Source organism: Cellulomonas algicola (assembly GCF_019024305.1).
GTDB classification, from domain to species: Bacteria; Actinomycetota; Actinomycetes; order Actinomycetales; family Cellulomonadaceae; genus Cellulomonas; species Cellulomonas algicola.
The window spans coordinates 623,083-647,127 of record NZ_JAHKSJ010000006.1 but is presented as its reverse complement, the minus strand read 5'-3'; the positions used below and the strand labels follow the sequence as shown (position 1 = coordinate 647,127).

Below are 24,045 nucleotides of genomic sequence, written 5' to 3'. Positions count from 1 at the left end.
GGCCCGGGGACGGGTCACGTCGAGACGACGAGCCTTCCCTCTGTCGGTGGTCCCCGCAAGGATCGTCCACGAGCGGCGGGCGCACCATGGTCCCTGACCTGCGGCGCGACCGTCCGGACCCGTCCGTCACGCACCCTCGGAGATGCCCATGTCGTTCCAGGCGTACCTCGACGCCGTCGAGGACAAGACCGGCCTCACGCCGCGCCAGCTGCTCGAGCAGGCGACGGCCCGCGGCTACGGCCCGGGGACCAAGGCGGGGGAGATCCTCGCGTGGCTCGCCGACGACTACGGGCTCGGCCGCGGGCACGGCATGGCGATGGTCCACGTCATCACGAAGGGCCCGTCGATCAGCCAGAAGCACGTCGGCACGTCGGGCACGCACCGCGACGACTCCGACACGCTGTGGCTCGACGGCAAGGCGACGCGCCCGTCCTGACGCGGCGCTCCGAGATCGCCGTCACGGTGGAGTGGTCCGGCCGTCACGACGTGGCGCGCGCCGGAGTGACGTCACGTCGCCGTGACGGCCTCGGAGGTCGCGATCACCCCGCACGCCGGCGCGCGCGGGGTGATCGGCGCCGCGCACGCACCCCGTCGTGCCGCGCGGTCCGCACCCGCGCCGACCGGTCCCTCCTCCGACCGGCGCGGGTGCGTGCCTGTGTCAGGACGCCCGGTCCCACCCCTCCTGGTGGCCGTACGTCCCGACGCCGCTGCGACCCTTGCCGGGCCCGTGCCCGTGGCCGGGTCGCGGCTTGGTCGGGCTCTCCACGCCGTTCACGGCGGACGTGTCGAGCGCGAGGCTGTACGTCGCGTAGGCGATGGCGCCCGTCATGATCCGCAGCGCCTCGCGGTTCACGTTCGAGATGTCGTCGCCCGGCGAGTGGTAGTTCGGGTCCATCGTGATCCCGGCGGTGCCGCCGAACAGCGCGACCTCCTCCTCGGTCTTCACGTCGTCGGCGCCCGTGAACAGGCCGGACGCGGGGATGCCGTTGAGGATGAACGCCTGGTAGTCGGACCGGCCCGAGAACGGGGTGTCGACCCAGGGCTGGCCGATCGAGTCGAAGTAGTCGGTGAAGACCTCCTCGGTCTCGGGCGAGCCCGGCGGGACCGGCACGGGGGCCGGGTAGGTCGACTGGTCGGCGTCGTACACGCCGATCACGTAGTTCGGCGAGCCGACCATGTCGAAGTTCAGGTAGGTCGCGATCTTGTCGAGCTCGCCCCGCTGCGCCGCCAGGTCCTCGACGTACGCGGTCGACCCGATGAGCCCGAGCTCCTCGGCGCCCCACCACGCGAACCGCACGGCGTTGGGGATCTTCTTGTCACGGCCGAGCTGGACGGCGGTCTCGAGCAGCGTCGCCGAGCCCGTGCCGTTGTCGTTGATGCCCGGGCCGTCCTCGACGCCGTCGAGGTGCGCGCCCAGGAAGACGACGTTGTCCTGGCGGCCGGCCTTGGTCTGCGCGATGACGTTGAAGCTCTCGCGGGTCTCGGTGTGCACGCGGGTGTCGAGCGTGACGGTGACGCCCGGGGTCGCGGCGAGCGCCTGACCGTCCTCGAGCGTGGCGCCCGCGGCGGGGATGGTCACGCCGCTGTTCTCGCCGAGCGTGCCGATGAGCAGGGTGTCCGGGAGGTTGTTGTAGACGACGACGCCGACCGCGCCGGCGGCCTGCGCGAGCTGTGCCTTGACCGAGAAGTTGCAGCCGCCGCGGCTGATGACGGCGATCGTGCCGGTCGCGGGCACACCGGCCCACTGCTCGGCCGTGCAGCCGAACGTGTCGAGCGGCGAGGCGGTCGGCGCGGTGATGCCGCCGACGGGCGTGTTCACGGCGAACGTCATCTGGTCGACCGTGTACGTCGGGCCACCCGCGACGGTGAGGGTGGCGGCGTCCTCGACCTCGAGGTCGAACGTGAAGGGGTCGCGCGTCGTGGTGTAGCCGGCCTTGCGGAGCGTCTTCTCGACGTACCGGGCGCTGGCCTCGTACCCGGAGGTGAGCGCGGCACGGTTGCCGTCGTTGCGGTCGGCGATGCGCTGGAGCTCCTGCAGGTGCCGGAAGACGGCGCGCTCGGTGACCTTCTTGGAGAACTTCTGGGCGGCGCTCGGCGGGTAGCCGTGGCCTCCTCCGTGGCCGGGGCCGCCGAGGGTGTCGGCGGCGGCGGCGGGTGTCGCGACGGCCGCGCCGGCGAGGGCGAGGGCCGAGACGAGGACGGTGAGCTTGTGGCGTTGCTGCACAGCGGACCTCCGTCGTGGTGCGAACCGGACGGTGCATGCTAGCCGTGACAGCAGTCACAAAGGAATAGGACGGCCGTCCGATCTGTCGCGCAGCCGCGTCAGGACGGCGTGCGCGCGGCCTCCAGGACGTCGGCCGCGTGCGACGTGCGGACCAGGAAGTCGTGGATCGTCCGGCGGCTCGCGGTCAGGCATGCGATGCGGTCGTCGAGGCCCTCGAGCTCCTCGGCCAGCATCTCCGCGACCGTGCGGGGGCACGACGCCGCGAGGTCCTCGTCCTGCGTCCGCTCGAGGTCGAGGACCACCTTGGCCAGCCGCGTCGGGAGGCCCGACCGCACCAGCCCGACCGCGCGCTCGACCTGGGCGACGTCGGCCTCGTCGTACTCGCGGTAGGTGTTGGCGGAGCGTGCGGGGGAGATGAGCCCTTGCTCCTCGTAGTAGCGCAGCAGCCGCGTCGAGACGCCCGTGCGGCGGGACAGCTCACCGATCTTCACGACGACCACCGCTCCCTCGACGCGGCCGGCGCGCGCGTGCGCCGACCCCTTGACCTTCACACTGATGTCAAACTCTAGCGTCGCGCTCATGGACACCACCGGCCGACCTCCCTGGCCCAGCCTCCTCGTCCTCGGCGGCGCCACCTTCGTCATGGTCACCGGCGAGATGCTGCCGACCGCCGTGCTCCCCGCGATGAGCGCCGACCTCGGCGTCGCGCAGGCCCGCACCGGGCTGCTCGTGTCGCTGTGGGCGCTCACGGTCGTCGTGGCGACGTTCCCGCTGGTCCGGCTCACCGCACGGTTCGACCGGCAGACCGTCGTCGCGGCCGCGCTCGTCGTCTTCGCCGCGAGCGCCGTGCTCACCGCCCTGGCCCCGACGTACACCGTCGCCGTCGGCGCGCGGGCGGCCGGAGCCGCCGCGACCGGGCTGCTGTGGGCCGCCGTCAACACCCACACCGCCGACCTGGTCGACCCGTCCCACCTCGCGCGGGCGATCGCGGTCGTCCTCGGCGGCGCGACGCTCGGGACCGTCCTCGGGACGCCGCTCGCGAGCGTCGTCGCGCAGGCGTGGGACTGGCGCGCGGCGTTCGTCGCGCTCGCGGTGCTGGCCGTCGTCGCCGCGGTGCTGGTGCGGGTCGTGGTCAGGGCGGTCGGCGTGCCCGCAGGCGGTGGGGAGGCAGGCGGAGGCGCGGGAGCCGCGGGCGTGGGCGCGGACGGCGGTGGCGCGGGCGCCACGGCGGGTGCGAGCGCCGCGGCGGGTCCCGGTGCTGCGACGGGTGCGAGCGCCGCGACGGGTGCCGGTGCCGCGGCGGGTGCGGCTGCACGGCCCTCGCTGCGGCCCGTGCTGGTCGTCGCCGGGCTCGTCGGGCTCGTGCTGGTCGGCCACTTCGCGGCGTTCACGTTCGTCACGCGGCTCGTCGAGCGGCCCGCCGGCGACCTGCCCGGTGGTGTCAGCGGGCTGCTGCTCCTGTTCGGCGTCGCGTCGGCGGTGGGCGTGGCCGTCGTCGGGAAGGTCGGGGACCGGAGGCCCGCGGCGACGCTGGTGGTGACGACGGTCCTGGTCGCGGCCGCGCTCGTCGCGCTCGGGGCGGTCGGTGCGCACCCGGCCGTCGCGGTGGTCGTGGTCGCCGCCTGGGGCGTGACGACCGGTGCCCTGCCACCGCTCGCGCAGACGGCGATCCTGCGGGCCGCGGGTCCCGAGCACCGCGCGACCGCGGGCACCGTGATCCCCGTCGTCTTCAACCTCGGGATCGCCGTCGGCGCTGCGCTCGGTGCGGCCGTCGTGGACCGGTCCGGCCCGGCTGCGCTGCCCCTGCCCGCCGCGGCCGTCGTGCTCGTCGCCGCGGCCGCGCTCGCCGCCACCGGTCGCCCGCGACGCGTCGCGACGCCGGCGGCCGCCGATGTCGAGAACCGCGCACCGGCTCCGTTCCCCGGGTGAGAGTGCCAGTCTGGGCACGACGAGCACGAGGAGTGAACGACATGCCGCGCTACCTGATCGGGGTCGACTTCCAGCCCGGTGCCGACCCCACGCCGATGGAGGAGTGGACGCCCGAGGAGATCACCGCCCACCTCGACTACTACGCCGCGCTCAACAGCGAGCTCGAGGCGAGCGGCGAGCTGGTCGCCACGGCGATCCTCACCGGCCCCGACGTCGCGAAGATCGTGCGCGTCGACGCGGCGGGTGCACCCGTCGTGACGGACGGCCCGTTCGCGGAGTTCAAGGAGTGGCTCGCCGGGTACCAGATCGTCGATGTGGAGACCGAGGAGCGGGCGGTCGAGATCGCCGCCCTGGTGTCCGCGGTGCCGGGCCGCGGTGGCGTGCCGACGGGCCAGCCGATCCACCTGCGGCGCGTCATGCTCGACGGCGGTCCGACCGCCGTCGAGGGCATGCGCGAGTACCTGCGCACCGCGGACGGCGTCGCCTGACCACGCCGGACGCGGCGCTGCCCGAGGACCTGCTGCGCACGCTCGCGCCGCAGGTCCTCGGCGTGCTCGGGCGCCGGTCGGGCGACTTCGCCGCCGCGGAGGACGCGGTGCAGGAGGCGCTCGTCGTGGCCGTCACGCACTGGCCGCGCGACGGCGTCCCGGAGAAGCCGTTCGGCTGGCTGCTCCAGACGGCGACCCGGCGGCTGCTCGACGCCGTGCGGTCGGACCGGTCGCGGCGGGGACGCGAGGAGCGGTGGGCCGCCGAGGAGGCCGTCACGTCGCAGGCAGCGGGCGACGACGACTCCCTCACCGTGCTGTTCCTCTGCTGCCACCCCGCGCTGACGCCGTCGTCGGCGATCCCGCTCACCCTGCGCGCCGTCGGGGGCCTCACGACCGCCGAGATCGCGCGGGCGTTCCTCGTCCCCGAGGCGACCATGGCGCAGCGCATCAGCCGCGCGAAGCGGCGCGTCGCCGACGCCGGGTCGACGTTCGCGATGCCCGCGCCCGACGAGCGCGCCGCCCGGCTGCGCAGCGTCCTGCACGTGCTCTACGTGATGTTCACGGAGGGGTCGACGAGCACGTCGGGAGGCGACCTGCACCGGGTCGACGTGTCCGACGAGGCCGTCCGCCTGACCCGCTGGCTGCACGCGCTCGAACCCGCCGACCCCGAGGTCACGGGCCTGCTGGCGCTCATGCTGCTCACCGACGCGCGCCGACCGGCCCGCACGGACGCGTCGGGCGAGCTCGTGCCGCTGCCCGAGCAGGACCGCAGCCGCTGGGACCGGGCCCTGATCGCCGAGGGCCTCGCGCTGCTCGACGAGGCGATCGGCGCGCGGTCGGTCGGCGAGTACCAGCTCCAGGCCGCCGTCGCCGCCGTGCACGATCGCGCCGCGACCGCGGCGGACACCGACTGGCCGCAGGTCGTCGCGCTGTACGGGCTGCTGGAGCGGATGACGGGCAGCCCGGTCGTCGCGGTGAACCGGGCGGTCGCCGTGGCGATGGTCGACGGGCCCGAGGCGGGGCTGCGGCTGCTCGACGACGTCGACCTGCCGGGTCACCGGCTCGACGCGGTCCGCGCGCACCTGCTCGAGTCGGCGGGCGACACCGCGGCCGCTCGTGCCGCGTACCACCGGGCCGCCGCCGCGGCGACGTCCGTCCCGGAGCGCCGCTACCTCACCCTCCGCGCCGCCCGCCTGACCGCGGACCCGCCTGCCTGACCGCGGACCCGCCTCCCTGACCGCGGGTCCGGCCGCCAGACCGCCGTCGACCCGGTGATCGTGACCGCTGAGGCCCGGTCTCCGGTCACCAGCACCGGGTCGACGCGGTCGGCAGGCAGTGGCCGGTGGCCGGTGGCGCTCAGGCCGCCGTCGGCGGGGCCGGCCACAGGACCTCGCGGAGGCGCGCGGCGAACGCCGGCGGGTCCTCGACGAAGCCGATGTGGTCGCTCGGGAACAGGACCGGCTCGACGCCGAGCAGAGCGGCAAGAGCCCGCGACGACCGGTCGCACAGCTGCCCGGCGGACTCCTCGCCGATCCCCACGACGACCCGCGTCGGCGAGGCGCGCAGCGCGTCCACGTCCGGCCGGTAGCGGACCGTCGGCCAGAGCATGTGCGCGAACTGCATGTGGTCGTCGGCGACGTCCTGCGGTGACCGGTCGCCGCCGAACATCTGCGCGACCAGCTCGGGCGGCATCGGGATGTCCGCGATCTCCATGAACTGCTGCCACGCCCCCACGACGTCGCCCGACAGGTGCGTGTCGACCATGCGCCGCGTCCGCTCCGCGAGCTCGGCGTCGTCGGGCAGGACCGCGTGCAGGGGCGGCTCGTGCGCGAGCACCACCCGGGCGGCGTCGGGGTGCCGGGTCGCCAGGTCGAGCACCGTCACCGCGCCGCCGGACGACCCGAGCACGAGCTCCGCCGGCCCGAGACCGACGTGCGCGACCAGCGCGGCCACGTCGTCGGCGCGGAGCTCGACGGTCGCGTCGGCGTCCGGGTCGGCGACGGTCGACCGGCGGATGCCGCGCGGGTCGGTCGTCAGGACCGTCCGGTCCGTCGCGAGCAGGTCCGCGAGCGGCGCGAACGCGTCCGCGTCCATGGGCGCCGCGACGAGCACGACCAGCGGGCCGGACCCGCGCAGCTCGTAGTGCAGCCGGGCGTCGCCCACGTCGAGCAGGCCGGTCGTCGGGGCGGTCACGGGTGTCGCGGTCATCTGGTCCTCCGTCGTCGGTGCGGGGCGGCACCGTCTTCCGAGGCACCGCTGCCCTACCGACCCGGTGCGCCCCGGGAACTCATCGGGCCCACCGGCCCGTCTCGGGTCGGGGTCCGGCGTCGGGTCCGGGTCCGGGTGCGCGTGCGGGTGCCGCCGGACGGGCGCAGCATGGAACGGCGGTCCAGCAGTGCGGCGTGACGGCTGGACCGAGCAGGGAGCACCCCATGGGCATCGACGACCTGGGCGACAAGGCGTCCGACGCGCTGAAGAGCGACAAGGGCGAGAACGCCAGCGACTCCGCGCTGGACAAGGGCGCCGACGCGGCGTCGTCCGTCACGGGCGGGAAGCACGACGAGCAGATCGACACGGCGCAGGACGCGGCCGACCAGAAGGTCGGCGACCGGTAGGACGCGCGCGCGGGCTCCGCGCCCCGGGCAGGTGCCGACGCGCTGACGTCGGTGTGCAGGTGCGACGCCAGCCGACGTGCCATGGCAGCGCGCCGGGGGCGCCACCGGTCGACGCGCGACGTCAGCGCGTCGTTGCGACGTCCGGGGCGCGCAGCCCGCGCTCCGCGTGGAACCCGCGGTACACCGCGGTCCGCAGCTCGACCGCGTACGCCTCGACGGTCGGCATGCCGACGGCGACGGCCACGGCGATCTCCGCCTCGACGTCGTACGGCACCCGCACGACCCCGAGCGCGAACGGGTCGTCGCGCGTGCCGCCCACGATGCCCTCGAGCACGAGGTAGGACGCGGTCGGCTCGTCGAGCGGGTTGCCGACGCTGCCCGCGTTGGCGAGCGTGCGGCCCTCGCGCGTCTCGATGTACACGTCGTGCACGTCGCCGTACACGACCAGGTCGGGCGCCGGGCCGTCGCCGGTCATCGGTGTCGTCGCGAACATCCCGTCGAACTCGTCGTCGGTGTGCTGGAAGAACACGCGTGTGTAGACGCTCGTCGCGGACGCGTGGAACAGCCGCACGTGCCGCCCGGACACCACGAGGTCGTGCGACAGCGGCAGCGACCGCAGCCACTGGCGGTCGTCGGCGGTGAGCTCGTCGCGCCACCACGTGACGGCCGGGTCGTCGAACGGTCCGGGTCCGGGCATGAAGTCGTCCCAGTTGCCGCGGACCGTGACCGCGCAGCGCTCGCGGGTGCGGGCGACGGCGGCCGAGCCGCGCGGGCCCTTGCCGGCGACGTCGCCGAGGTTGAGGACGGTCCCGATCCCGCGCGCGTCGATGTCGGCGAGCACCGCGTCGTACGCCGTCATGTTGCCGTGGACGTCGGACACCAGCGCGATGCGCTCGACCGGCACGACGACCACCCCCAGGTCTGGACGAGCGTCAGGCTAACCGCTCGCGATGGCCGCCGCGGGCGGTCCGTGCGGTCGTCGCGGACTGCCCCTTCGCTCACCCGATGGGACGTTGTCCGGACCGGCGGCGCTGAGGTGGGCTCAGGCCATGATCGACGTCCGCCAGACCCGGAGGCTCACGACGACGCTCGTGGCGCTCACGATCGCTTTGGTCGCGGGGTGCTCGCCGCGTCCGGAGAAGGCCGACACCGTCGGCGGACCCGCCGTCACGTCCAGCTCCACGGCCACGTCCGCGACCACGCCCCCGCCGGTGGTCGAGGCCAGGTCCCTCACGCAGGCGGAGATCGACGCCGCTCTGCTGACGCAGGCGGAGATGCCGCCGGGGTGGACGCAGGACACCTCGGAGGACGGCCCTGCCGACGAGCAGGACGCGCTGACCGGCGACGACGAAGCCTCGATCTACGACCCGCCCGCGTGCGAGGAGGTCGTCGAAGGGCTCTCGGGCGACCGTGCCGAGCGTGAGCCGGTTGCGCGGGGGGAGGCGTCGTTCGGGACGGAGACGTTCCAGTTCCTCGCCGAGATCATCGAGACCTGGGAGGGGTCGCTGCGGGAGGCGGCGCTCGACGACCTGGTCGAGGCGCTGTCGACGTGTCCGCAGTACACCGAGACCGCTGCCGACGGTACGGCGACGACGATGACGATCTCGGCGCTCGACATGCCCAACTACGGCGACCGGACGCTCGCGGTCCGGCTGGCGGCGGCTCCGACCGAGTCGGGCGGCTTCGACATCTCGTTCACTCTCGACGTCGTCGTCGTGGCGTCGGGCAACGTCTCCGTGAGCATCGTCGCCGGTGGCTTCGCCCCGGTCGACCCCGCGGTCCTCCAGCAGGTGACCAGCACCGCCATGCAGAAGGTCAACACCGTCGTCTAGGGGGACGTTCCCGACGACGGCTCGCCGGGCGCGCAGCCCCGTCGCGATGGCAGCATGAGGCCCTGACTCAGGGCCGAGGGGGCCGCCGGTGACCGACGTACGAGACGACGCAGGCTCTCCCGTGGACGCCGGTGGCTGCCCGGCCCGCAAGCTCACGCAGCCCGGCGACGGGACGGCGCCCGACCTCGAGCAGGTCGGCGAGGGCCGGTGGCGCATCCGCTCGTTCGAGCTCGCGCGCACGGTCCTGCGGCACCCGGAGCACACGCGGCAGGGCGGGTTCAACGCGGAGAACTTCCACCGGACCGGTGGTGCGGGCGGCACGACGGGGCCGCGCATCCGGCCGCCGATCCTCTACCTCGAGGGCGAGCAGCACCACGCGCAGCGGCGCGCCGCGGCCCGGTTCTTCGCGCCGCGGACGGTCGAGTCGTACCGCCCGTGGCTGGAGGGTACGGCTCGGCGGCTGGTGGCGACCGTCCGGACCGACCGCTGGTCGGACGTCGCGCGGCTCGCGATGGGCATGGCGGTGCAGGTCGCGGCGACGGTCATCGGCATCGACCGGGCCGCGTCCCCAGGGCTGCACCGGCGGCTCGACGTCTTCTTCGCGCCCGACCCGCCCGGGGCCGGCCCATGGCTGCGGCGCTGGCTCGCGGCGCGGCGCAGCACCGCGATGCTGCGGTTCTACGCGTTCGACGTCCGCCCGGCGATCCGCGCGCGCCGGCGTCGGCGTCGCGACGACCTCATCAGCCAGCTCCTCGACGACGGGTTCAGCGACCTCGACGTCCTCACGGAGTGCGTGACGTACGCGGCGGCGGGCATGGCGACGACGCGCGAGCTCATCACCGCGGCCGTCTGGCACCTGCTCGACGACGACGTGCTGCGCGCCCGGTACCGCGCGGCGGCGCGCGACGAGCGGCTCGCGATCCTCGACGAGGTGCTGCGGCTCGAACCCGTCGTCGCGCACGTCCTGCGCGAGACGACGGCGCCGCTGACCCTCGACGGTCCCGACGGCCCGGTGCACGTGCCCGCCGGGTCCGTGCTCGACGTCGACGTGCGGGCCGCGAACGCCGACGCGCGCGTCGCGGGACCCGACGGCGACCACCTCTGCCCGGGCCGCGACGTCCCGCGCGCGGTCCCGCCGACCCTGCTGAGCTTCGGCGACGGGCACCACAAGTGTCCGGGCGCGCCGCTCGCGATGGCCGAGACGGAGGCGTTCGTCACGACGCTCCTGGCCGTCGACCTGGAGGTCGCGGGGCCGCCCGTCGTGCGGTGGAACGAGGTCGCGCAGGGGTACGACCTGGTCGACCTGCGGGTGCGCCGGACGGCGCGCCAGGGGGCGCCGAGGACGTCCGCGCGGGCCTGACGACCGGCGTCGCGCGACTTCGACGGCCCCCGGTGGGCCGTCGCCGGCCGGTGTCCCGGGGAGCCGTAGGGTGTGCGGAGCGTCGCGACGCGGCGCCCGACGAAGGGATCCCGACGTGTCGTTGCAGCCCGACACCCAGCCCGCGACGCAGGCCCCCGAGCACGAGCCCGTGCAGGTGCGCGACGACGTGACCGTCGAGCTCGTCCGGCACTCCGCGCACGACGCGGACGTGCTGTTCGCGGCCCGGGTGTCGACCGCGGGCGAGGCGTCGCTCGAGGAGCTCGAGAAGGACGCGAGCCGCTCGCAGGGCCTCATCAACTACCTGATGCGCGACCGCCACGGCACGCCGTTCGAGCACAACTCGATGACCTTCTTCGTCTCGGCGCCGATCTTCGTGTTCCGCGAGTTCCACCGGCACCGCGCGGGCTTCTCCTACAACGAGGAGTCGGGCCGCTACCGCGAGCTGCAGCCGGTGTTCTACGTCCCGTCGCCCGAGCGCAAGCTCGTCCAGCAGGGCAAGCCGGGCCGGTACGAGTTCGTCGACGGCACCCCCGAGCAGCACGACGTCGTGACCCGCTCGATGCTCGCGTCGTACCAGGGGGCGTACGACGCCTACCAGGACATGCTCGCCGCCGGGGTCGCCCGTGAGGTCGCGCGTGCGGTGCTGCCCGTGGGCCTGTTCTCGTCGATGTACGCGACGTGCAACGCGCGCTCGCTCATGCACTTCCTGTCGTTGCGCACCAAGGACGAGCGCGCGACGGTGCCGTCGTTCCCGCAGCGCGAGATCGAGATGGTCGCGGAGCGCATGGAGTCGCTCTGGGCGGGTCTCATGCCCCTGACGCACGCCGCGTTCAACGCCCACGGCCGCGTCGCCCCCTGACGCCTGACGACACGAGACCCCTGACGACACGACGCGGCGGCCGGACCCCCTCCAGGTCGCGGCCGCCGGTCGTAGGTCGGGTCAGGCGCGCGGCGGCCCGTAGGCGTAGGCCGGCTGCGGGGACTCCGACGGCATGAGGATCCAGAGGATCGGGTAGACGAGGATCTGGCTGCCGGGGATGACCATGAGCAGCAGGACGAACAGCAGCCGGGCCGCCCACGGCGAGATGCCGAACCGCTGACCCAGGCCGGCGCACACGCCGGCGAGGACGCGGCCCTGGACGGGTCGGACCAGTCCCTGGCGGCTCATCTGGTCGTGGATGTTCACGGGAGTTCCTTCCTGGGCCGCCGGACGCGTCGGTCGCGTCTCGGCGGTGATCCCAGCCTCCTGCGCCGGCCGTGCTCGGCACATCGGGGACCGACCCGGAGCGGACCCTGGGACCTGGCCTGCGGTCCTCAGGGTCCGCCCGTGCGTCCACGGGTGGACGCGGGTGGACGCGGGGGAGTCAGGCGACCGTGAAGCGGGCCTTCAGGAGGGCCTCGTCGCGCGACGACGGGCCGACGAGCAGGTCGAAGGCGCCGGGCTCGACGACGCGGCGCTCGCGGCGGTCGACGATCGTGCAGTCGGCGACGGGCAGCGTGAGGTCGACGTCGACGGACTCGCCAGGTGCGAGGTCGACCTGCCGGTACGCCTTGAGCTCCTTGTCGGCCCACGTGACGGACGTGACGACGTCGCGCACGTACACCTGGACGGTCTCGCGCGTCGGGCGCTCGCCGGTGTTCGACACCGTGACCTGCGCCCGGACGGTGTCCCCGGCGCCGACGTCGGGCGTCGAGATCCGCAGGTCGGAGTACGCGACGGTCGTGTACGACAGCCCCTCGCCGAACGCGAACGGCTGGCGCTGCGTGAGGTCGGCGTACCGGTCGCCGTGCTGGCCGGGGATCTGGTTGTAGTACGTGGGCTGCTGGCCGACGTGCGCGGCGAACGAGATCGGCAGGCGGCCGGTCGGCTCGACCAGGCCGAGCAGCACCTCGGCGACGGCCTGCCCGCCGCGCATGCCGGGGTTCGCGGCCCAGAGGATCGCGGCGGCACGGTGCGCGGAGGCGGGGAGGACGAGCGGCTTGGAGGCGACGACGACCACGACCATCGGCGTGCCGGTGGCCTCGAGCGCGTCGAGCAGGGCGACCTGCCCGCCGATGAGGTCGAGCGTGGCGGTGGACCGGCCCTCGCCGACGAGCTCGATGCGGTCGCCCACGACGGCGACGACGTAGTCGGCGTCCTGCGCGGCGGCGACGGCCTCGGCGATCAGCGCGTCGTCGACGTCGGCGGGCACGACGACCGGCGGGCGGGGCTGGCCGTCGGGGAAGAACGCGCCGGCCGGGTCGGGCTCGAGCGTGAGGATCTCGGCTCCGCGTGCGTGCGTGACGGTCCAGTCACCGGGGACGTGGTCGCGCAGGCCGTCGAGGACGGTCGAGATCATGTGGCGCGGGTGGCCGTCGGGCAGCCAGTCCGCCTGGCCGGAGCGCCCGGCCCAGTCGCCGAGGGTCGTGTCGGGGTCGTCGGCGTTGGGTCCGACGACCGCGACGCGACGCGGGCGGTCGGCGGGCAGCGCGCGGCCCGAGCCGGCGTCGGCGGTCAGCCCGCCCGCGAGCGGCAGCGTCCCGTCGTTGGTCAGGAGCACGAGCGAGCGCCGGGCGACCTCGACGTTGAGCGCGGTGTGCTCGGCGGACCCGACGACCTCGGCCTGCCGGGCGGCGTCGGGACGGCGCGGGTCCTCGAACAGCCCGAGCTCGAACTTGAGCGTGAGGATGCGCGCGACGGCGGCGTCGATCGCGGCCTCCTCCAGCATCCCGGCGGCGACGGCCTCCTGCGCGCCCGCGAAGAACTGCGGGGTCGTCATCACCATGTCGTTGCCCGCGTTCACGGCGGCCGCGGCGGCGTGAACGTGGTCGGGCTGGATGTGCTGCTCCCAGACCATGCGGCCGACGTTGTCCCAGTCGGTGATGAGCGTGCCGGTGTAGCCCCACTCGCCGCGCAGGACGTCGGACAGCAGCCAGTCGTTGATGGTGACGGGCACGCCGTCGGTCGACTGGTAGCCGAGCATGAACGTGCGGCAGCCCTCGCGGGCGACGCGCTCGAACGGCGGCAGGAACCAGGACCGGAGCTTGCGGTGGCTGATGTCGGCCTCGGACGCGTCGCGCCCGCCCTGCGTCTCGGAGTACCCGGCGAAGTGCTTGGCGGTCGCGAGGATCGCGGTCGGGTCGTGCAGGCCGTCGCCCTGGTAGCCCGCGACCATCGCGGACGCGAGCTCGCCGATGAGGAACGGGTCCTCGCCGAAGGTCTCGTCGACGCGGCCCCAGCGCAGGTCGCGCGTGATGCACAGGACGGGCGAGAAGGTCCAGTGGATGCCGGTGGCGGCAACCTCGACGGCGGTGGCGCGCGCGACGCGTTCGGCGAGGGAGCGATCCCACGACGCGGCCATGCCGAGCTGGGTCGGGTAGATCGTGGCGCCCTCGAAGAACGAGTGGCCGTGGATGCAGTCCTCGCCGACCAGGAGCGGGATCTGCAGACGCGTCTGCGCGGTGAGCTCGACGGCCTCGTGCAGGTGCTCGGGGGACGCGTGCAGGATCGAGCCGACGTGCATGTCCTCGACGAGGCTGCGGACGTCCTCGCGCGCGTCGAGCTGCATCATCTGGCCGACCTTCTCGGGGAGGGTCATCCGCCCGACGAGGTCGGCGACGCGCTCGGCGACGGGGAGCGCGGGGTCCTGGTACGGGTGCGGCACGGACGGGTCCTCTCACGGCGGCGGTGCAGGGCGGACGAGCGGGTGCGGGCTGGTGCGGGTGGTGCGGGTGCGGTGCGCACCGACGGGCGAATCGATTCGAGCGCGGCAGGAGTCTAGCGAGCGATTACCAACTGGTCAGTAAGTAAATCGGCCACGCGGGACGCGCGCTGAGCGTTCGCCGACTGGCGGGCGCCGGCAGGCAGGACCAGTGTGGCCCGCGGAGGTGGTCCCCGATGCCCGACGTCCGTCCCGTCATCCGCCAGGTCGTCCTCGACACCACCGACCCGCGCGGGCTCGCCGAGTTCTACCGCGAGCTCTTCGGGCTCCGCTACCGCGACGGCGACGAGCCGCCCGCCCCCGGCGAGCCCGACCCGAACGGCGACGACTGGCTCGTGCTGCGGAACGACGACGGCGTCCCGCTCGCGTTCCAGAAGGTCGAGCACCTGCCGCCCTCGACGTGGCCCGACCACACGGTCCCGCAGCAGCTCCACCTCGACACGAGCGTGCCCGACGTCGCCGCGCTCGACGCCGCCCACGAGCGCGCGACCGCCCTCGGGGCCCGCCTGCTGTTCGACCGCACCGACGACCCCGAGGAGCCGCTGCGCGTCTACGCCGACCCCTCCGGCCACCCGTTCTGCGTCTTCGTCGGCTGACGTCGGGACCACCTGCGACGATCGGCCCGTGCAGCACCTCGACACGGCCGAGCGCCGCGCCCGGATCGCCCGACGCCACGCCGTCGCGGGCCCGTACCGCCGCCCGACCGTCGAGGACGCCGCCGCGAGCGTCGTCTGCCTGCACGCGACGGATCCTGCAGGCCTCTACCTGTCGGCGTGGGCGCGCACCGACGGGTTCACCGTCGACGACCTCGACCGCGCGTTCTACGTCGACCGCACGCTGGTCAAGCACCTCGCGATGCGTCGGACGCTGTTCGCCGTCCCGCGCGACGTGCTCCCCGTCGTGCAGGCCGCGTGCAGCGCGAAGGTCGCCGCGACGGAGCGTCGTCGGCTGATCAAGGACGTCGTGGCGGCCGGGCTCGCGACCGACGGCGCGCGGTGGTTCGACGAGGCGGTCGCCGCGACGGTCGCCGAGCTCGCGGACGGGGAGCCGCTCACGTCCACGCAGCTGCGGCAGCGGCTCGCGGTGATCGACGCGCGCGTCGCCTACGGCGGCGACAAGCCATGGGCGGGCACCTTCTCGATCGCGTCCCGCGTGCTCACGTGCCTGCAGGCGGCGGGCACGGTCGTGCGGGCGGGCAACCTCGGCCGCTGGACGGCGTCCCGACCGACGTGGGTGCTCGCGCGCGACTGGCTCGGCGGCGACATCGAGCCGCTCGACGAGCACGAGGCGCGCGCGACGCTCGTGCGCGCGTGGCTCGGCCGGTTCGGACCCGCCACCGAGGCGGACGTGACGTGGTGGCTCGGGTCGACGCTGCGCGACGTGCGGCGCGCGCTCGCGGACGTCCGGGCCGTCGAGGTCGCGCTCGACGGCGGCGCGACCGGGTGGGTGCTGCCCGGCGACGTCGACCCCGTCGGGCCCGTCGAGCCGTGGGTCGCGCTGCTGCCGTGGCTCGACCCGACGACGATGGGCTGGACCGACCGGGACTGGTACGTCGGCCCGCACCGCGCGCAGGTCTACGACTCCGTCGGCAACGGCGGCGCGGCGATCTGGGTGGACGGGCGGATCGTCGGCGCGTGGACCGTCACCGCGGACGGCCAGGTCGAGCTGTACCTGTTGGAGGACGTCGGACGGGAGGCCACCGCCGCGGTCGAGGCGGAGGCGCACCGGCTGAGCGGGTGGCTCGCGGGGACGTCGGTCGTGCCGCGGTTCCCCGCACCGCTCGTCGGGGGGCGGGGCGCCTCACGTCTCGTCGAGGGCACCTGACGTCGCGACGGCACCGGCCCGTGGTCGAGCAGGTCCGGCGCCGGTGACTCAGCCCAGGACGACCGCCTCCGCCGCGAAGGCGAGGAGCCGGTGCCCGAACGGGATGACGCCCTGCAGGCCGGTGGGCATGCTCAGGTCCCGCACGTGCGCCCCCGTGCGGCGGTCGAGCACCACGAGCACCGACCCGTCGACGCCCCGCGGGTCGACCTGCTCGACCAGCACGTGCGGCCCGTCGGTGAGCAGCTGCGAGGGCGTGCTGCCGGGCGCCAGGTCGTAGGACCACAGGAGCTCGCCGGTCCGCCCGGAGAGCGCCGCGACGCCCGTGCGCGTCGCCAGGTGCACGCGCCCGTCGACGACGAGGGTGGACCAGATCGGGCCGACGTCGAGCTGCACCTGCCAGCGCTGCTCGCCGGTGTCCGCGTCCCACCCGTAGACCTGGCCGCCCGTCGACGACACCTCGAGGCCGGGCAGGCTGCCGTCGTCGAGCTGCCGCGCCGCGAAGTCGCCCAGCACCTCGAGGTCGGGCCGCCCCGCCCGGACCACGAGGGTGCGCCCGTCGCGCGACGCCTGCAGGAACGGCCCCGCCCACGTCTGGGCGTCGCGCAGGTCCTCACGCAGCCGGCCCGCCGGGTCGAGGACGAGCACCTGCAACGGCGTCTGCACGACCGCGTGCCCGGCCGACTCCGTGACGTACGACCAGCGGTCGTCGCGTGCGCCGGGGAGCACCGTGGGGTGGCGGTACCGCCACGCCTCCTCGCCGGACACCGGGTCGACCGCGGTGACCTCGACGTACCCCTGGGCGTCGACGCGCAGGAGCGCGGTCACGTCCCGCAGGACCGCCGCGTGCAGCGCGGGCTCCGCGAGGTCGTGCGCGGCGACCACGGTCCCGTCGCGCAGGTCCACGACCGTGAGCCGCGACCAGGTGCCGGGCCGGGACGCCGCGTCGGGGTCGATCGAGCCGGTCGAGCTCTGCGCGTCGGTCGCGAAGCACACCATCGTCGCCGGTTCGGGCGCACCCTCGCCCTCCGGCGGGACGCACCGTGCGTCGGTCGGAGGTGCACCGGGGACCGCGGGCGCGACGGTCGCCGACCAGCGTTCCTCGCCGGTGTCGACGTCGCGCGCGACGAGGGCCGTCGTCCCGTCGCTCGCGAGGGTCGTGCCGAACGCGGCCCCGCCGGACGTCGCCGTCGGCCACCACGCGTCGTCGGGCGTCCACAGCGGCTCGAGGCTGTCGCCGACGTCCGCCAGCGCGCCGGGCAGGGCGGCGACCCGGGCGTCGACGCCTCGCGCCCGCGCGTCCGCGACGCCCTGCACGACGACGAGGGCCAGCACGACGACGGCGACGACCGCGCCGACGAGCGTCGCGGGACGCCGCCACCGCCGGACGGGCGCGGCCTCCGCGTCGCGCGTCCTGGCGTCGGGGGTGCGGGCGTCGTGGTCGTCGTCCTCGACGAGCTCGACGAAGGAGAGTCGCTCGCCACTGGCCATGCGCGAGGGTACCTCCGCGCGGCGGTGCGACCACCGGCCGGGGACCGCTCAGCCGAGGACCACCGCGCGCTCGTCGGTCGCGCCGAGGACGTACGGCCCGAGCGGGTAGGCCCAGGAGACGTCCGGGGGCAGCGGCATCCTCCGGACGAGCCCGCCGGTGCGGCGGTCGAGCACGACGAGCGCCAGGTCACCCTGGTCGCTGCCCGCGCTGGTGAGGAAGGTGACGTGGGGGCCGTCGCACATGACGCCGCTGCGCACGACACCCTCCGGGACGTCGTACGACCACAGCAGCTCGCCGGTGCGCGCGTCGAGCGTCCTGACGCCGGACGTGGCCGTCGTGTGGACGCGTCCGTCGACGACGGCGACCGTCTGCTCGAGCGGCGACGACAGCGCGACGTCGCTCTCCCAGCGCTGCGCGCCGGTCGCCGCGTCCCAGCCCCACGCGCGCGAGCCGATGGTCGACACCTCGAGACCGGGCGCGCTGCCGTCGTCGAGCGTGCGCGGCGCGAGCGTGCCCCGCACCACCAGGTCAGGCTCGCCCGGACGCAGCACGCGCTTGGTGCCGTCGCGGGCGGGGACGGCGAGCCACCGCGCGTCGAGCCAGCCGTTCTCCGCCCGGACGCCGTCGACGCGTGTGCCGTCGGGGGCGAGCGCGTAGGCCTCGCCGTCGGGGCCGTAGACGACGACGTGCCCACCGGCCGCGTTCAACGAGACCCACGACGAGTCCTCGGCGTACTCGGGCAGCGGCTGGGGGTCGCGGTACCGCCACCGCTCGATGCCCGTCGCCGTGTCGACCGCCACGACCTCGACGTGCCGCTCGCCGTCGAGGAGTCCGAGGGCGACGACGTCGCCCAGCACCGCCGCGGCGTGCGTGCGTGCGACGTCCACGGACGACCGGACGGAGTGCGCGCGCAGGTCCACCGCGACGACGCGGGACCACGCCTCGGACGCCGGCGCCGTGCCGGCGGTCCCGGGCTCGTCGGGCATGTCGGGCCGCACGTCCGACGTGTGGCACACGAGGACGTCGGGCACGTGGTTCGGGTCCGCGAGGCCCGCCGGTGGCGGCGCGCAGGTGATCGAGCCCGTCCAGCCACCCTCGGGCACCCGGGCCGGCGGACCGATCGGCACGGACCACGCCACCCGGCCCGTGCGCAGGTCGCGCGCGACGACCGCGTGCGCCCCGTCGTCCAGCACCGCCGGGCCGATCCCGACCGTGCCCCGGGTCAGCAGCGGGTACCACAGCAGGTCGGGCGGGAGCTGCCAGAGCGTCGTGAGCGCGGTGCCGACGTCCGCGCTCGCCCCCGGCAGCGCGGCGATCCGCGCGTCGACGGCCGCCGCCCGCCGGTCGAGCACGACCTGCACGCCCCCGAGGACGAGGACCACCGCCGCGACGGCCGCTCCGACCAGGAGCACCCCGCGCCGGCTGCCGTGGTGCGCGCGCCACCCCCCGGTCGCACCCGGACTCGCGACGTCGCCGTCGTGCGGCGTCGAGGACCGGCCGGGATCACCGTCGTGCTCCTCGAGCTCGACGGGCCGGAGCCCTCCGTCGCGCGCCATGCCCGGACGCTACCGCCGGGCAGCGTCCGGGCGGGGCGGTTCAGGCGTCGGCGCGGGCGTGGGCGTGCTCGACCGCCCAGTCGAGCGCCTTGTCGGCGACGGCCTCCCAGCCGGGCGCCGCGCACGTCCAGTGGTCCCGGTCAGGGAACTCGAACAGCTCCGTCACCGCCGGGGACTTGTCGTAGTGCTTGGCGTTCGAGCGGTTCACCGACGCGGGCATGATGTGGTCCTTCCCGCCCGCGATGAACAGCAGCGGTGCGCGGTCCTTGCTGTAGTCGACCCACGTCTCCTGGTGACCCGGCTTGTAGTTGGCGATGAGGCCGTACGCCCAGATCCACGCGCCGGGCGCGGCGATCGCGTACCGCTCGTGCGCCGCGTCGGACTCCTCGCGGCTCAGGGTGTTCGCGAACGCGTAGTGGAACTGCTCCGGGGTGAACGCGACGGCGCCGTGCCGGCTGTGCAGGTCCGTGAACGCGGGGCTGAGCGACTTGATCTGCGACGGAGGCGTCACCCGCACGCCCTCGGTCGGCGCCGAGTCGATCACGACGCCCGCCGCGCCGAGGCCCCGCGCGAGCAGGAGCTGCGTGAGCGTCCCGCCGAACGAGTGGCCGATGATGATCGGCGGCGCGTCCAGGCCCTCGATCACGGCGGCCAGGTGCTCGACGACCTCGGGGACGGTGAGCGTCGCGATGAGCTCCTGGTTCTCGCGCAGCGCCTCGACCTCGATCTCGAAGCCGGGGTAGCCGGGCGTCAGCACCCGGTAGCCCTTCGCCTCGTAGTACGGGACCCAGTGCTCCCAGGAGCGCGGGGTCATCCAGAGGCCGTGCACGAGCACGATCGTGTCGGGTGTCGCCATGGTCCGTCCTCTTCTCGGGCGTTCGGTGCGGGAACGTGGAGCGTCGTGCGGTGTGACGGGACGTGCGGCGGGCCGCACCGGACGAACCGGGCACCCGTGCCGATCATGGCGCGGGGTGCAGGCGTCGCGGAAGAGGGGTCGCGACGCAGGTCAGGCGACCGACACCGATGTCGGTGGCGGACGGGAGCGAGCACGCCGGGCCGCCGAGCCTGCGGCGGGCCGGCGCCGGCGTCAGCGGACCGTCAGCAGCTCCGAGTCGAGCGCCACGGCCGCGTCGAGCGTCACGTACCCGTGCTCCTCGAACAGGACCGTGAGCCGGTCCGCCTCGACGACCGAGACCGTGCCGTCGCCGAACCGCTCGTGCCGCACCGCCTGACCGGGCCGGACGCCCGTCGAACGGGCCGGCGCGCTCGTGCCGCGGTCGCACGAGTCGCACGCGCCGCACGGGTCGGGGCGCACCTCGCCCAGCAGCTCGAGCAGCAGGCGCCGGCGGCAGTCGGTCGTGTCCGTATACGTGCGGACGAGCTCGACACGCGACGCGTCGAGGGTCGCGCGGCGCTCGCGGGCCTCGGCGACCGCGGCGACGGCCTCGCCGGCGGGCGTGCCGGTCGCGGTCCACAGCCCGCCGTCGTCGCGCACCGCACCGGCCGCGGCGAGCTCCGCGAGCGCGCGTGACACCGTGCGGGCGCCCAGGCCCGAGCGCTCGGCCACCGCCGCCCGGTCCACGGGCTCGTCGGACGTCGCAGCCAGCACCGCGCGCAGCGTGCCGGGCTTCGCGCCGGCACCGCTGCGCAGGAACCGGTTGAGCGCCGTGTCGTCGGGCCGGTGCACGACGACCGCGCGTGCGGGCTCCTCGTCGCGTCCCGCGCGGCCGACCTCCTGGTAGTACGCGTCGAGCGACGGCGGCGGGCCCGCGTGCACGACGGCCCGCACGTCGGCCCGGTCGACGCCCATGCCGAACGCGCTCGTCGCGACGACCGTGTCGTGCCGCCCGTCGAGGAACGTGTCCTGCACCCGCGCCCGCTCCTTCGCCGGGAGACCTGCGTGGTAGACGAGGGCCGGACGCCCCGCGCGGTCGAGCAGCTCGGCGACCTCCTCGGTGTGCGACCGGGTGCGCGCGTACACGATGACGGCACCCTCCGTGGCGAGGACCTCGTCGACGACGCGTGCGTCGCGGTCGGCCGGTGTCGACGCGGGGACCGCGCCGAGCCAGATGTTCGGGCGGTCGGCGTCGTGCACGAGCACGCGCGGGTCGTCCAGGCCCAGCCGCTCGACGATCTCGTCGCGCGCGTGCGCCGACGCGGTCGCCGTCATCGCGAGCACCCGCGGTCCGCCCAGCGCGCGCACCGCCGACGCGACGTGCAGGTAGTCGGGCCGGAAGTCGTGCCCCCACTCGCTCACGCAGTGCGCCTCGTCGACGACCACGAGGCCGACGTCGGCGTCCCGGAGCGCCTCGACGACCGGCCCGCGGTGCAGCTGCTCGGGTGCGAGGAGCAGCACGTCGAGCCTCCCGTGCGCGGCGTCGTCGAGCGCCTGCGCCTGCTTCCCGCGCGAGACCGCGGAGCTCACGGTGGCAGCCCGCAGGCCGACCTCGCGCAGCGACTGCGCCTGGTCCCGCTGCAGCGCGACGAGGGGCGAGACGACGAGCGTGAGCCGCGCGGCGACCAGCGTCGCGATCGCGTACACCGCGGACTTGCCCGCGCCCGTCCGCGCGACCAGCAGCGTGTCCCGCTCGGCGAGGCCGCGCAGCGCGTCGGCCTGCGCGTCGCGCAGCCTCGCGTCCGGACCGAGCACCTGCGTGACGGCGTCGTCGAGGGCGACCCCGCGGACGGGCGGCAGGGCAGTCGGCACGGGACCTCCGGGAGGGGGGGAGCATCGGGCGGGGCCTCAGCCTGCGGCAGCGGGACGGGTCCCGCATCCGGGGCGCGGCGGTCGTGCGCACCGTGGTCGCCCGCACGCCCCGACCTGGCACGATGCCGGGCAGGGACGGTGGTGGCGACGACGCGCAGGGGGACTCATGGCGGACGGGCCGGTTGCCGACAAGGTCGACCTCAAGAAGGAGCTCTCGACGTACACGGCCCGGCGCGGCCGGTTCGACGTCGTCGAGGTCCCCCGGCTCACGTACCTCGCGGTCGACGGCCACGGCGACCCGAACACCGCACCCGCGTACACCGCGGCCGTGTCGTCGCTGTACCCGCTCGCGTACGCGCTGAAGTTCCTCAGCAAGACGCAGCTCGGCCGCGACTACACCGTCATGCCGCTCGAGGGGCTGTGGTGGTCGGCGGACATGGAGTCGTTCACGAGCGCGCGGGACAAGTCGCGCTGGGACTGGACGCTGCTGGTCCTCACGCCCGACTGGCTCACCGCCGAGCACGTGGAGACCGCGCGGGAGACCGTCGCGCGCAAGGGCGGTGCGCCGCGGCTCGACGAGGTCCGGCTCGAACGGCTCGACGAGGGGCTGTGCGTCCAGACGCTGCACGTCGGCCCGTACGACGCCGAGGGGCCCGTGCTCGACGCGCTGCACCACGAGTTCGTGCCCGCGCAGGGCTTGCGTCTGACGGGCAAGCACCACGAGATCTACCTCGGCGACGCGCGCCGCACCGCGCCGGAGAGGCTGCGCACGATCCTGCGCCAGCCGGTCGCGCGGACCTCCTGAGACCCGCCGGCGAGCGGCGTCCCTCTCACGCGGCGGTCACGCCGGCGGCCGTCACGCGTCCGTCGTCACCGCGTCCTTCTCGGTGGCCGCCGACTGACGTCGGGCGTCCTCGACCGCGCGTCGGCCCGACGGCATCGCGAGCGCGACGCCCACGACGACGAACAGCGCGACGCCCGCGAGGACCAGCAGCAGCTCGACGCTGACGACGTCGGCGAGCGGCCCGAACACCGCCATGCCCAGCGGCATCGCGACGGCCATGACGATCCCGACGAACCCGAACACGCGGCCCTGCATCTCCGGCTCGACGGTCTCCTGCAGGACGGTCGTCGACGGCGTCGAGAAGAACGGCACAGCGAGCCCGAGCAGGAACATGAACCCGAGGAACACCCACAGGTTCGTCGAGACGCCGAGGCCGATCGAGATGCCGCCGAACGCGAGCGTCGACCCGATGATGAGCCCGACCCGGCTCCGCTTCGCCGCCCAGACGGCGACCACCGCACCGCCGACGAGCATCCCGATGCTGAACGCGAGCTCGTTCGCGGTCAGCTTCCAGACCTCGGGCCCGAAGGTGCGCGCCACCATGAGCGGCGTCAGGTACGACGGGGCGACGATGAGCACGAACACGACCGCGAACAGCACGAGCACCCAGCGGACGAACGCGTGCCCCGCGATGTACCGCAGCCCGCCGACGAGGTCCCCGAAGTAGCTCGTCGGGCCGTCGTCGCCCTGCGTCCGCACGATCGTCGCGACCGGGACCAGGAGCAGCATCCCGATGCCGATCACCGCGGTGACGACGTCGACGAAGAACACCGCGACGATGTCCGCGCTCGCGTAGACCGCGGCCGCGGCGGCCGGGGCGACGAGCATCATCGCCGACTGGATCGTCGCGTTGATGCCGTTGACGCGCATGAGGTGGCGCGTCGGGACGATCTGGGGGACCAGCGAGGCGACCGCCGGGGTCTGCACGCCGGCACCCGCCGAGCGGATCGCGAGCGCCGCGTAGATGAGCCACAGGTCGTCGTGGCCGGACAGCATGAGCAGCGCGAGGGCGAGCGTCGTGACCGCGATCGTCGCGTCGGCGCCGACGACGAGCAGCTTGCGGTTGTGCCGGTCCGCCCAGACACCGCCGAAGATCGAGACGACGGCCTGCGGCAGGAAGCCGAACACCGACGACAGCGCGAGGACCGCACCCGAGCGGGTCTCGAGCGTGAGGTGCCACAGCACGGCGTACTGCACGAGCATCGAGCCGAACAGCGAGACCGTCTGGCCGGACAGGAAGACGACGGTGTCGCGCACCCAGCCAGGACGGTCGGGCGGCGTGCTCGCGTCGGCGGAACGATCCCCGTGGGCGTCCGTCCGCGGCGCGGGGGGATCGGGCTGGGCCGGGCTCGCCGGTGCGTGGGCGTCGTCGGTCACGCACCCATCCTCCGACGGACCACCCACACGCCCAAGGCCTTTGGCCGACCCGGCGACGGTGTCGGTGGTCGTCGGTAG

At 74.8% G+C, this 24,045-nt stretch carries 22 protein-coding genes; 11 read left to right on the top strand and 11 right to left on the bottom strand.

Annotated features, from left to right (window positions below; genetic code table 11):
* Positions 1-148 precede the first annotated feature (148 nt).
* A complete protein-coding gene (locus KOV94_RS07065) occupies positions 149-436 on the top strand; it encodes a DUF4287 domain-containing protein (protein WP_124344002.1) in 288 nt (95 codons plus the stop codon).
* A gap of 222 nt (positions 437-658) precedes the next feature.
* On the opposite strand, the gene KOV94_RS07060 is transcribed toward KOV94_RS07065, so the two are convergent.
* Both KOV94_RS07060 and KOV94_RS07055 read right to left on the bottom strand, forming a co-directional pair.
* On the bottom strand, positions 659-2,224 hold the full coding sequence (locus KOV94_RS07060) for a M20/M25/M40 family metallo-hydrolase (protein ID WP_218051607.1): 1,566 nt from the start codon (positions 2,222-2,224) through the stop codon (positions 659-661).
* A 98-nt stretch (positions 2,225-2,322) separates the two neighbouring features.
* Positions 2,323-2,805, bottom strand: coding sequence for a MerR family transcriptional regulator (locus KOV94_RS07055; RefSeq protein WP_225916132.1), 483 nt, complete (start codon positions 2,803-2,805; stop codon positions 2,323-2,325).
* Here KOV94_RS07055 and KOV94_RS07050 point away from each other — a divergent pair.
* From KOV94_RS07050 to KOV94_RS07040, 3 genes are read left to right on the top strand one after another with little or no spacing between them, the layout of a single operon-like run.
* Positions 2,804-4,153: an MFS transporter gene (locus tag KOV94_RS07050; RefSeq protein ID WP_225916131.1), complete on the top strand. Its 1,350-nt coding sequence runs from the start codon at positions 2,804-2,806 to the stop codon at positions 4,151-4,153. The two genes, KOV94_RS07055 and KOV94_RS07050, sit on opposite strands and share 2 nt — an antisense overlap.
* Before the next feature lie 41 nt (positions 4,154-4,194).
* Positions 4,195-4,641 carry a YciI family protein gene (locus KOV94_RS07045; RefSeq protein WP_124344303.1) on the top strand — a complete coding sequence of 149 codons (447 nt, stop codon included), beginning with the start codon at positions 4,195-4,197 and terminating at the stop codon, positions 4,639-4,641.
* Entirely contained in the window at positions 4,638-5,858 is a 1,221-nt protein-coding gene (locus KOV94_RS07040) for an RNA polymerase sigma factor (protein WP_218051656.1), read from the top strand. The genes KOV94_RS07045 and KOV94_RS07040 overlap by 4 nt, the downstream gene beginning before the upstream one ends.
* A gap of 139 nt (positions 5,859-5,997) precedes the next feature.
* Here KOV94_RS07040 and KOV94_RS07035 read toward each other — a convergent pair whose 3' ends face one another.
* Complete coding sequence (locus tag KOV94_RS07035) at positions 5,998-6,849, bottom strand: alpha/beta fold hydrolase (RefSeq protein WP_218051605.1); 852 nt, start codon at positions 6,847-6,849, stop codon at positions 5,998-6,000.
* A 224-nt stretch (positions 6,850-7,073) separates the two neighbouring features.
* Between KOV94_RS07035 and KOV94_RS07030 the strand changes: the two genes are divergently transcribed.
* Positions 7,074-7,256 carry an antitoxin gene (locus tag KOV94_RS07030; protein WP_124343984.1) on the top strand — a complete coding sequence of 61 codons (183 nt, stop codon included), beginning with the start codon at positions 7,074-7,076 and terminating at the stop codon, positions 7,254-7,256.
* 121 nt (positions 7,257-7,377) lie between these two features.
* Here KOV94_RS07030 and KOV94_RS07025 read toward each other — a convergent pair whose 3' ends face one another.
* Entirely contained in the window at positions 7,378-8,160 is a 783-nt protein-coding gene (locus KOV94_RS07025; RefSeq protein ID WP_218051604.1) for a metallophosphoesterase family protein, read from the bottom strand.
* A 145-nt stretch (positions 8,161-8,305) separates the two neighbouring features.
* Between KOV94_RS07025 and KOV94_RS07020 the strand changes: the two genes are divergently transcribed.
* The 3 genes from KOV94_RS07020 (at position 8,306) to thyX (ending at position 11,328) form a co-directional block, all read left to right on the top strand.
* Positions 8,306-9,088: a hypothetical protein gene (locus KOV94_RS07020; protein WP_218051603.1), complete on the top strand. Its 783-nt coding sequence runs from the start codon at positions 8,306-8,308 to the stop codon at positions 9,086-9,088.
* An 88-nt stretch (positions 9,089-9,176) separates the two neighbouring features.
* Positions 9,177-10,448 carry a cytochrome P450 gene (locus tag KOV94_RS21190; RefSeq protein ID WP_218051602.1) on the top strand — a complete coding sequence of 424 codons (1,272 nt, stop codon included), beginning with the start codon at positions 9,177-9,179 and terminating at the stop codon, positions 10,446-10,448.
* Between the two features lie 121 nt (positions 10,449-10,569).
* On the top strand, positions 10,570-11,328 hold the full coding sequence (gene thyX, locus KOV94_RS07010; RefSeq protein WP_200829786.1) for an FAD-dependent thymidylate synthase: 759 nt from the start codon (positions 10,570-10,572) through the stop codon (positions 11,326-11,328).
* Between the two features lie 81 nt (positions 11,329-11,409).
* On the opposite strand, the gene KOV94_RS07005 is transcribed toward thyX, so the two are convergent.
* Together KOV94_RS07005 and KOV94_RS07000 are read right to left on the bottom strand one after the other, a co-directional pair.
* Complete coding sequence (locus KOV94_RS07005) at positions 11,410-11,655, bottom strand: PspC domain-containing protein (RefSeq protein WP_235843524.1); 246 nt, start codon at positions 11,653-11,655, stop codon at positions 11,410-11,412.
* A gap of 178 nt (positions 11,656-11,833) precedes the next feature.
* Entirely contained in the window at positions 11,834-14,113 is a 2,280-nt protein-coding gene (locus KOV94_RS07000; RefSeq protein ID WP_218051601.1) for an exo-beta-d-1,3/1,6-glucosidase, read from the bottom strand.
* A 233-nt stretch (positions 14,114-14,346) separates the two neighbouring features.
* Between KOV94_RS07000 and KOV94_RS06995 the strand changes: the two genes are divergently transcribed.
* Both KOV94_RS06995 and KOV94_RS06990 read left to right on the top strand, forming a co-directional pair.
* Positions 14,347-14,766 (top strand): VOC family protein, encoded by a 420-nt coding sequence (locus KOV94_RS06995; protein ID WP_124343970.1) that lies wholly within the window; start codon positions 14,347-14,349, stop codon positions 14,764-14,766.
* A gap of 28 nt (positions 14,767-14,794) precedes the next feature.
* The gene (locus KOV94_RS06990) at positions 14,795-15,994 is read left to right on the top strand and encodes a winged helix DNA-binding domain-containing protein (RefSeq protein ID WP_218051600.1); all 1,200 of its coding nucleotides are present in this window, start codon (positions 14,795-14,797) and stop codon (positions 15,992-15,994) included.
* A 48-nt stretch (positions 15,995-16,042) separates the two neighbouring features.
* Here KOV94_RS06990 and KOV94_RS06985 read toward each other — a convergent pair whose 3' ends face one another.
* The 4 genes from KOV94_RS06985 to KOV94_RS06970 all read right to left on the bottom strand — a co-directional run bounded on the left by KOV94_RS06985 (position 16,043) and on the right by KOV94_RS06970 (position 21,746).
* Positions 16,043-17,482: an outer membrane protein assembly factor BamB family protein gene (locus tag KOV94_RS06985; protein WP_218051599.1), complete on the bottom strand. Its 1,440-nt coding sequence runs from the start codon at positions 17,480-17,482 to the stop codon at positions 16,043-16,045.
* A gap of 48 nt (positions 17,483-17,530) precedes the next feature.
* Entirely contained in the window at positions 17,531-19,039 is a 1,509-nt protein-coding gene (locus KOV94_RS06980) for an outer membrane protein assembly factor BamB family protein (RefSeq protein ID WP_218051598.1), read from the bottom strand.
* A gap of 40 nt (positions 19,040-19,079) precedes the next feature.
* Entirely contained in the window at positions 19,080-19,895 is an 816-nt protein-coding gene (locus KOV94_RS06975; protein WP_124343966.1) for an alpha/beta hydrolase, read from the bottom strand.
* Between the two features lie 231 nt (positions 19,896-20,126).
* Positions 20,127-21,746 carry a RecQ family ATP-dependent DNA helicase gene (locus KOV94_RS06970; protein ID WP_218051597.1) on the bottom strand — a complete coding sequence of 540 codons (1,620 nt, stop codon included), beginning with the start codon at positions 21,744-21,746 and terminating at the stop codon, positions 20,127-20,129.
* Positions 21,747-21,912: 166 nt separating this feature from the next.
* On the opposite strand from KOV94_RS06970, the gene KOV94_RS06965 reads away from it, so the two are divergent.
* Complete coding sequence (locus KOV94_RS06965) at positions 21,913-22,551, top strand: GyrI-like domain-containing protein (protein ID WP_124344459.1); 639 nt, start codon at positions 21,913-21,915, stop codon at positions 22,549-22,551.
* A gap of 51 nt (positions 22,552-22,602) precedes the next feature.
* Here KOV94_RS06965 and KOV94_RS06960 read toward each other — a convergent pair whose 3' ends face one another.
* Positions 22,603-23,967, bottom strand: a complete 1,365-nt coding sequence (locus tag KOV94_RS06960; protein ID WP_124344460.1) for an MFS transporter — start codon at positions 23,965-23,967, stop codon at positions 22,603-22,605.
* Positions 23,968-24,045 lie beyond the last annotated feature (78 nt).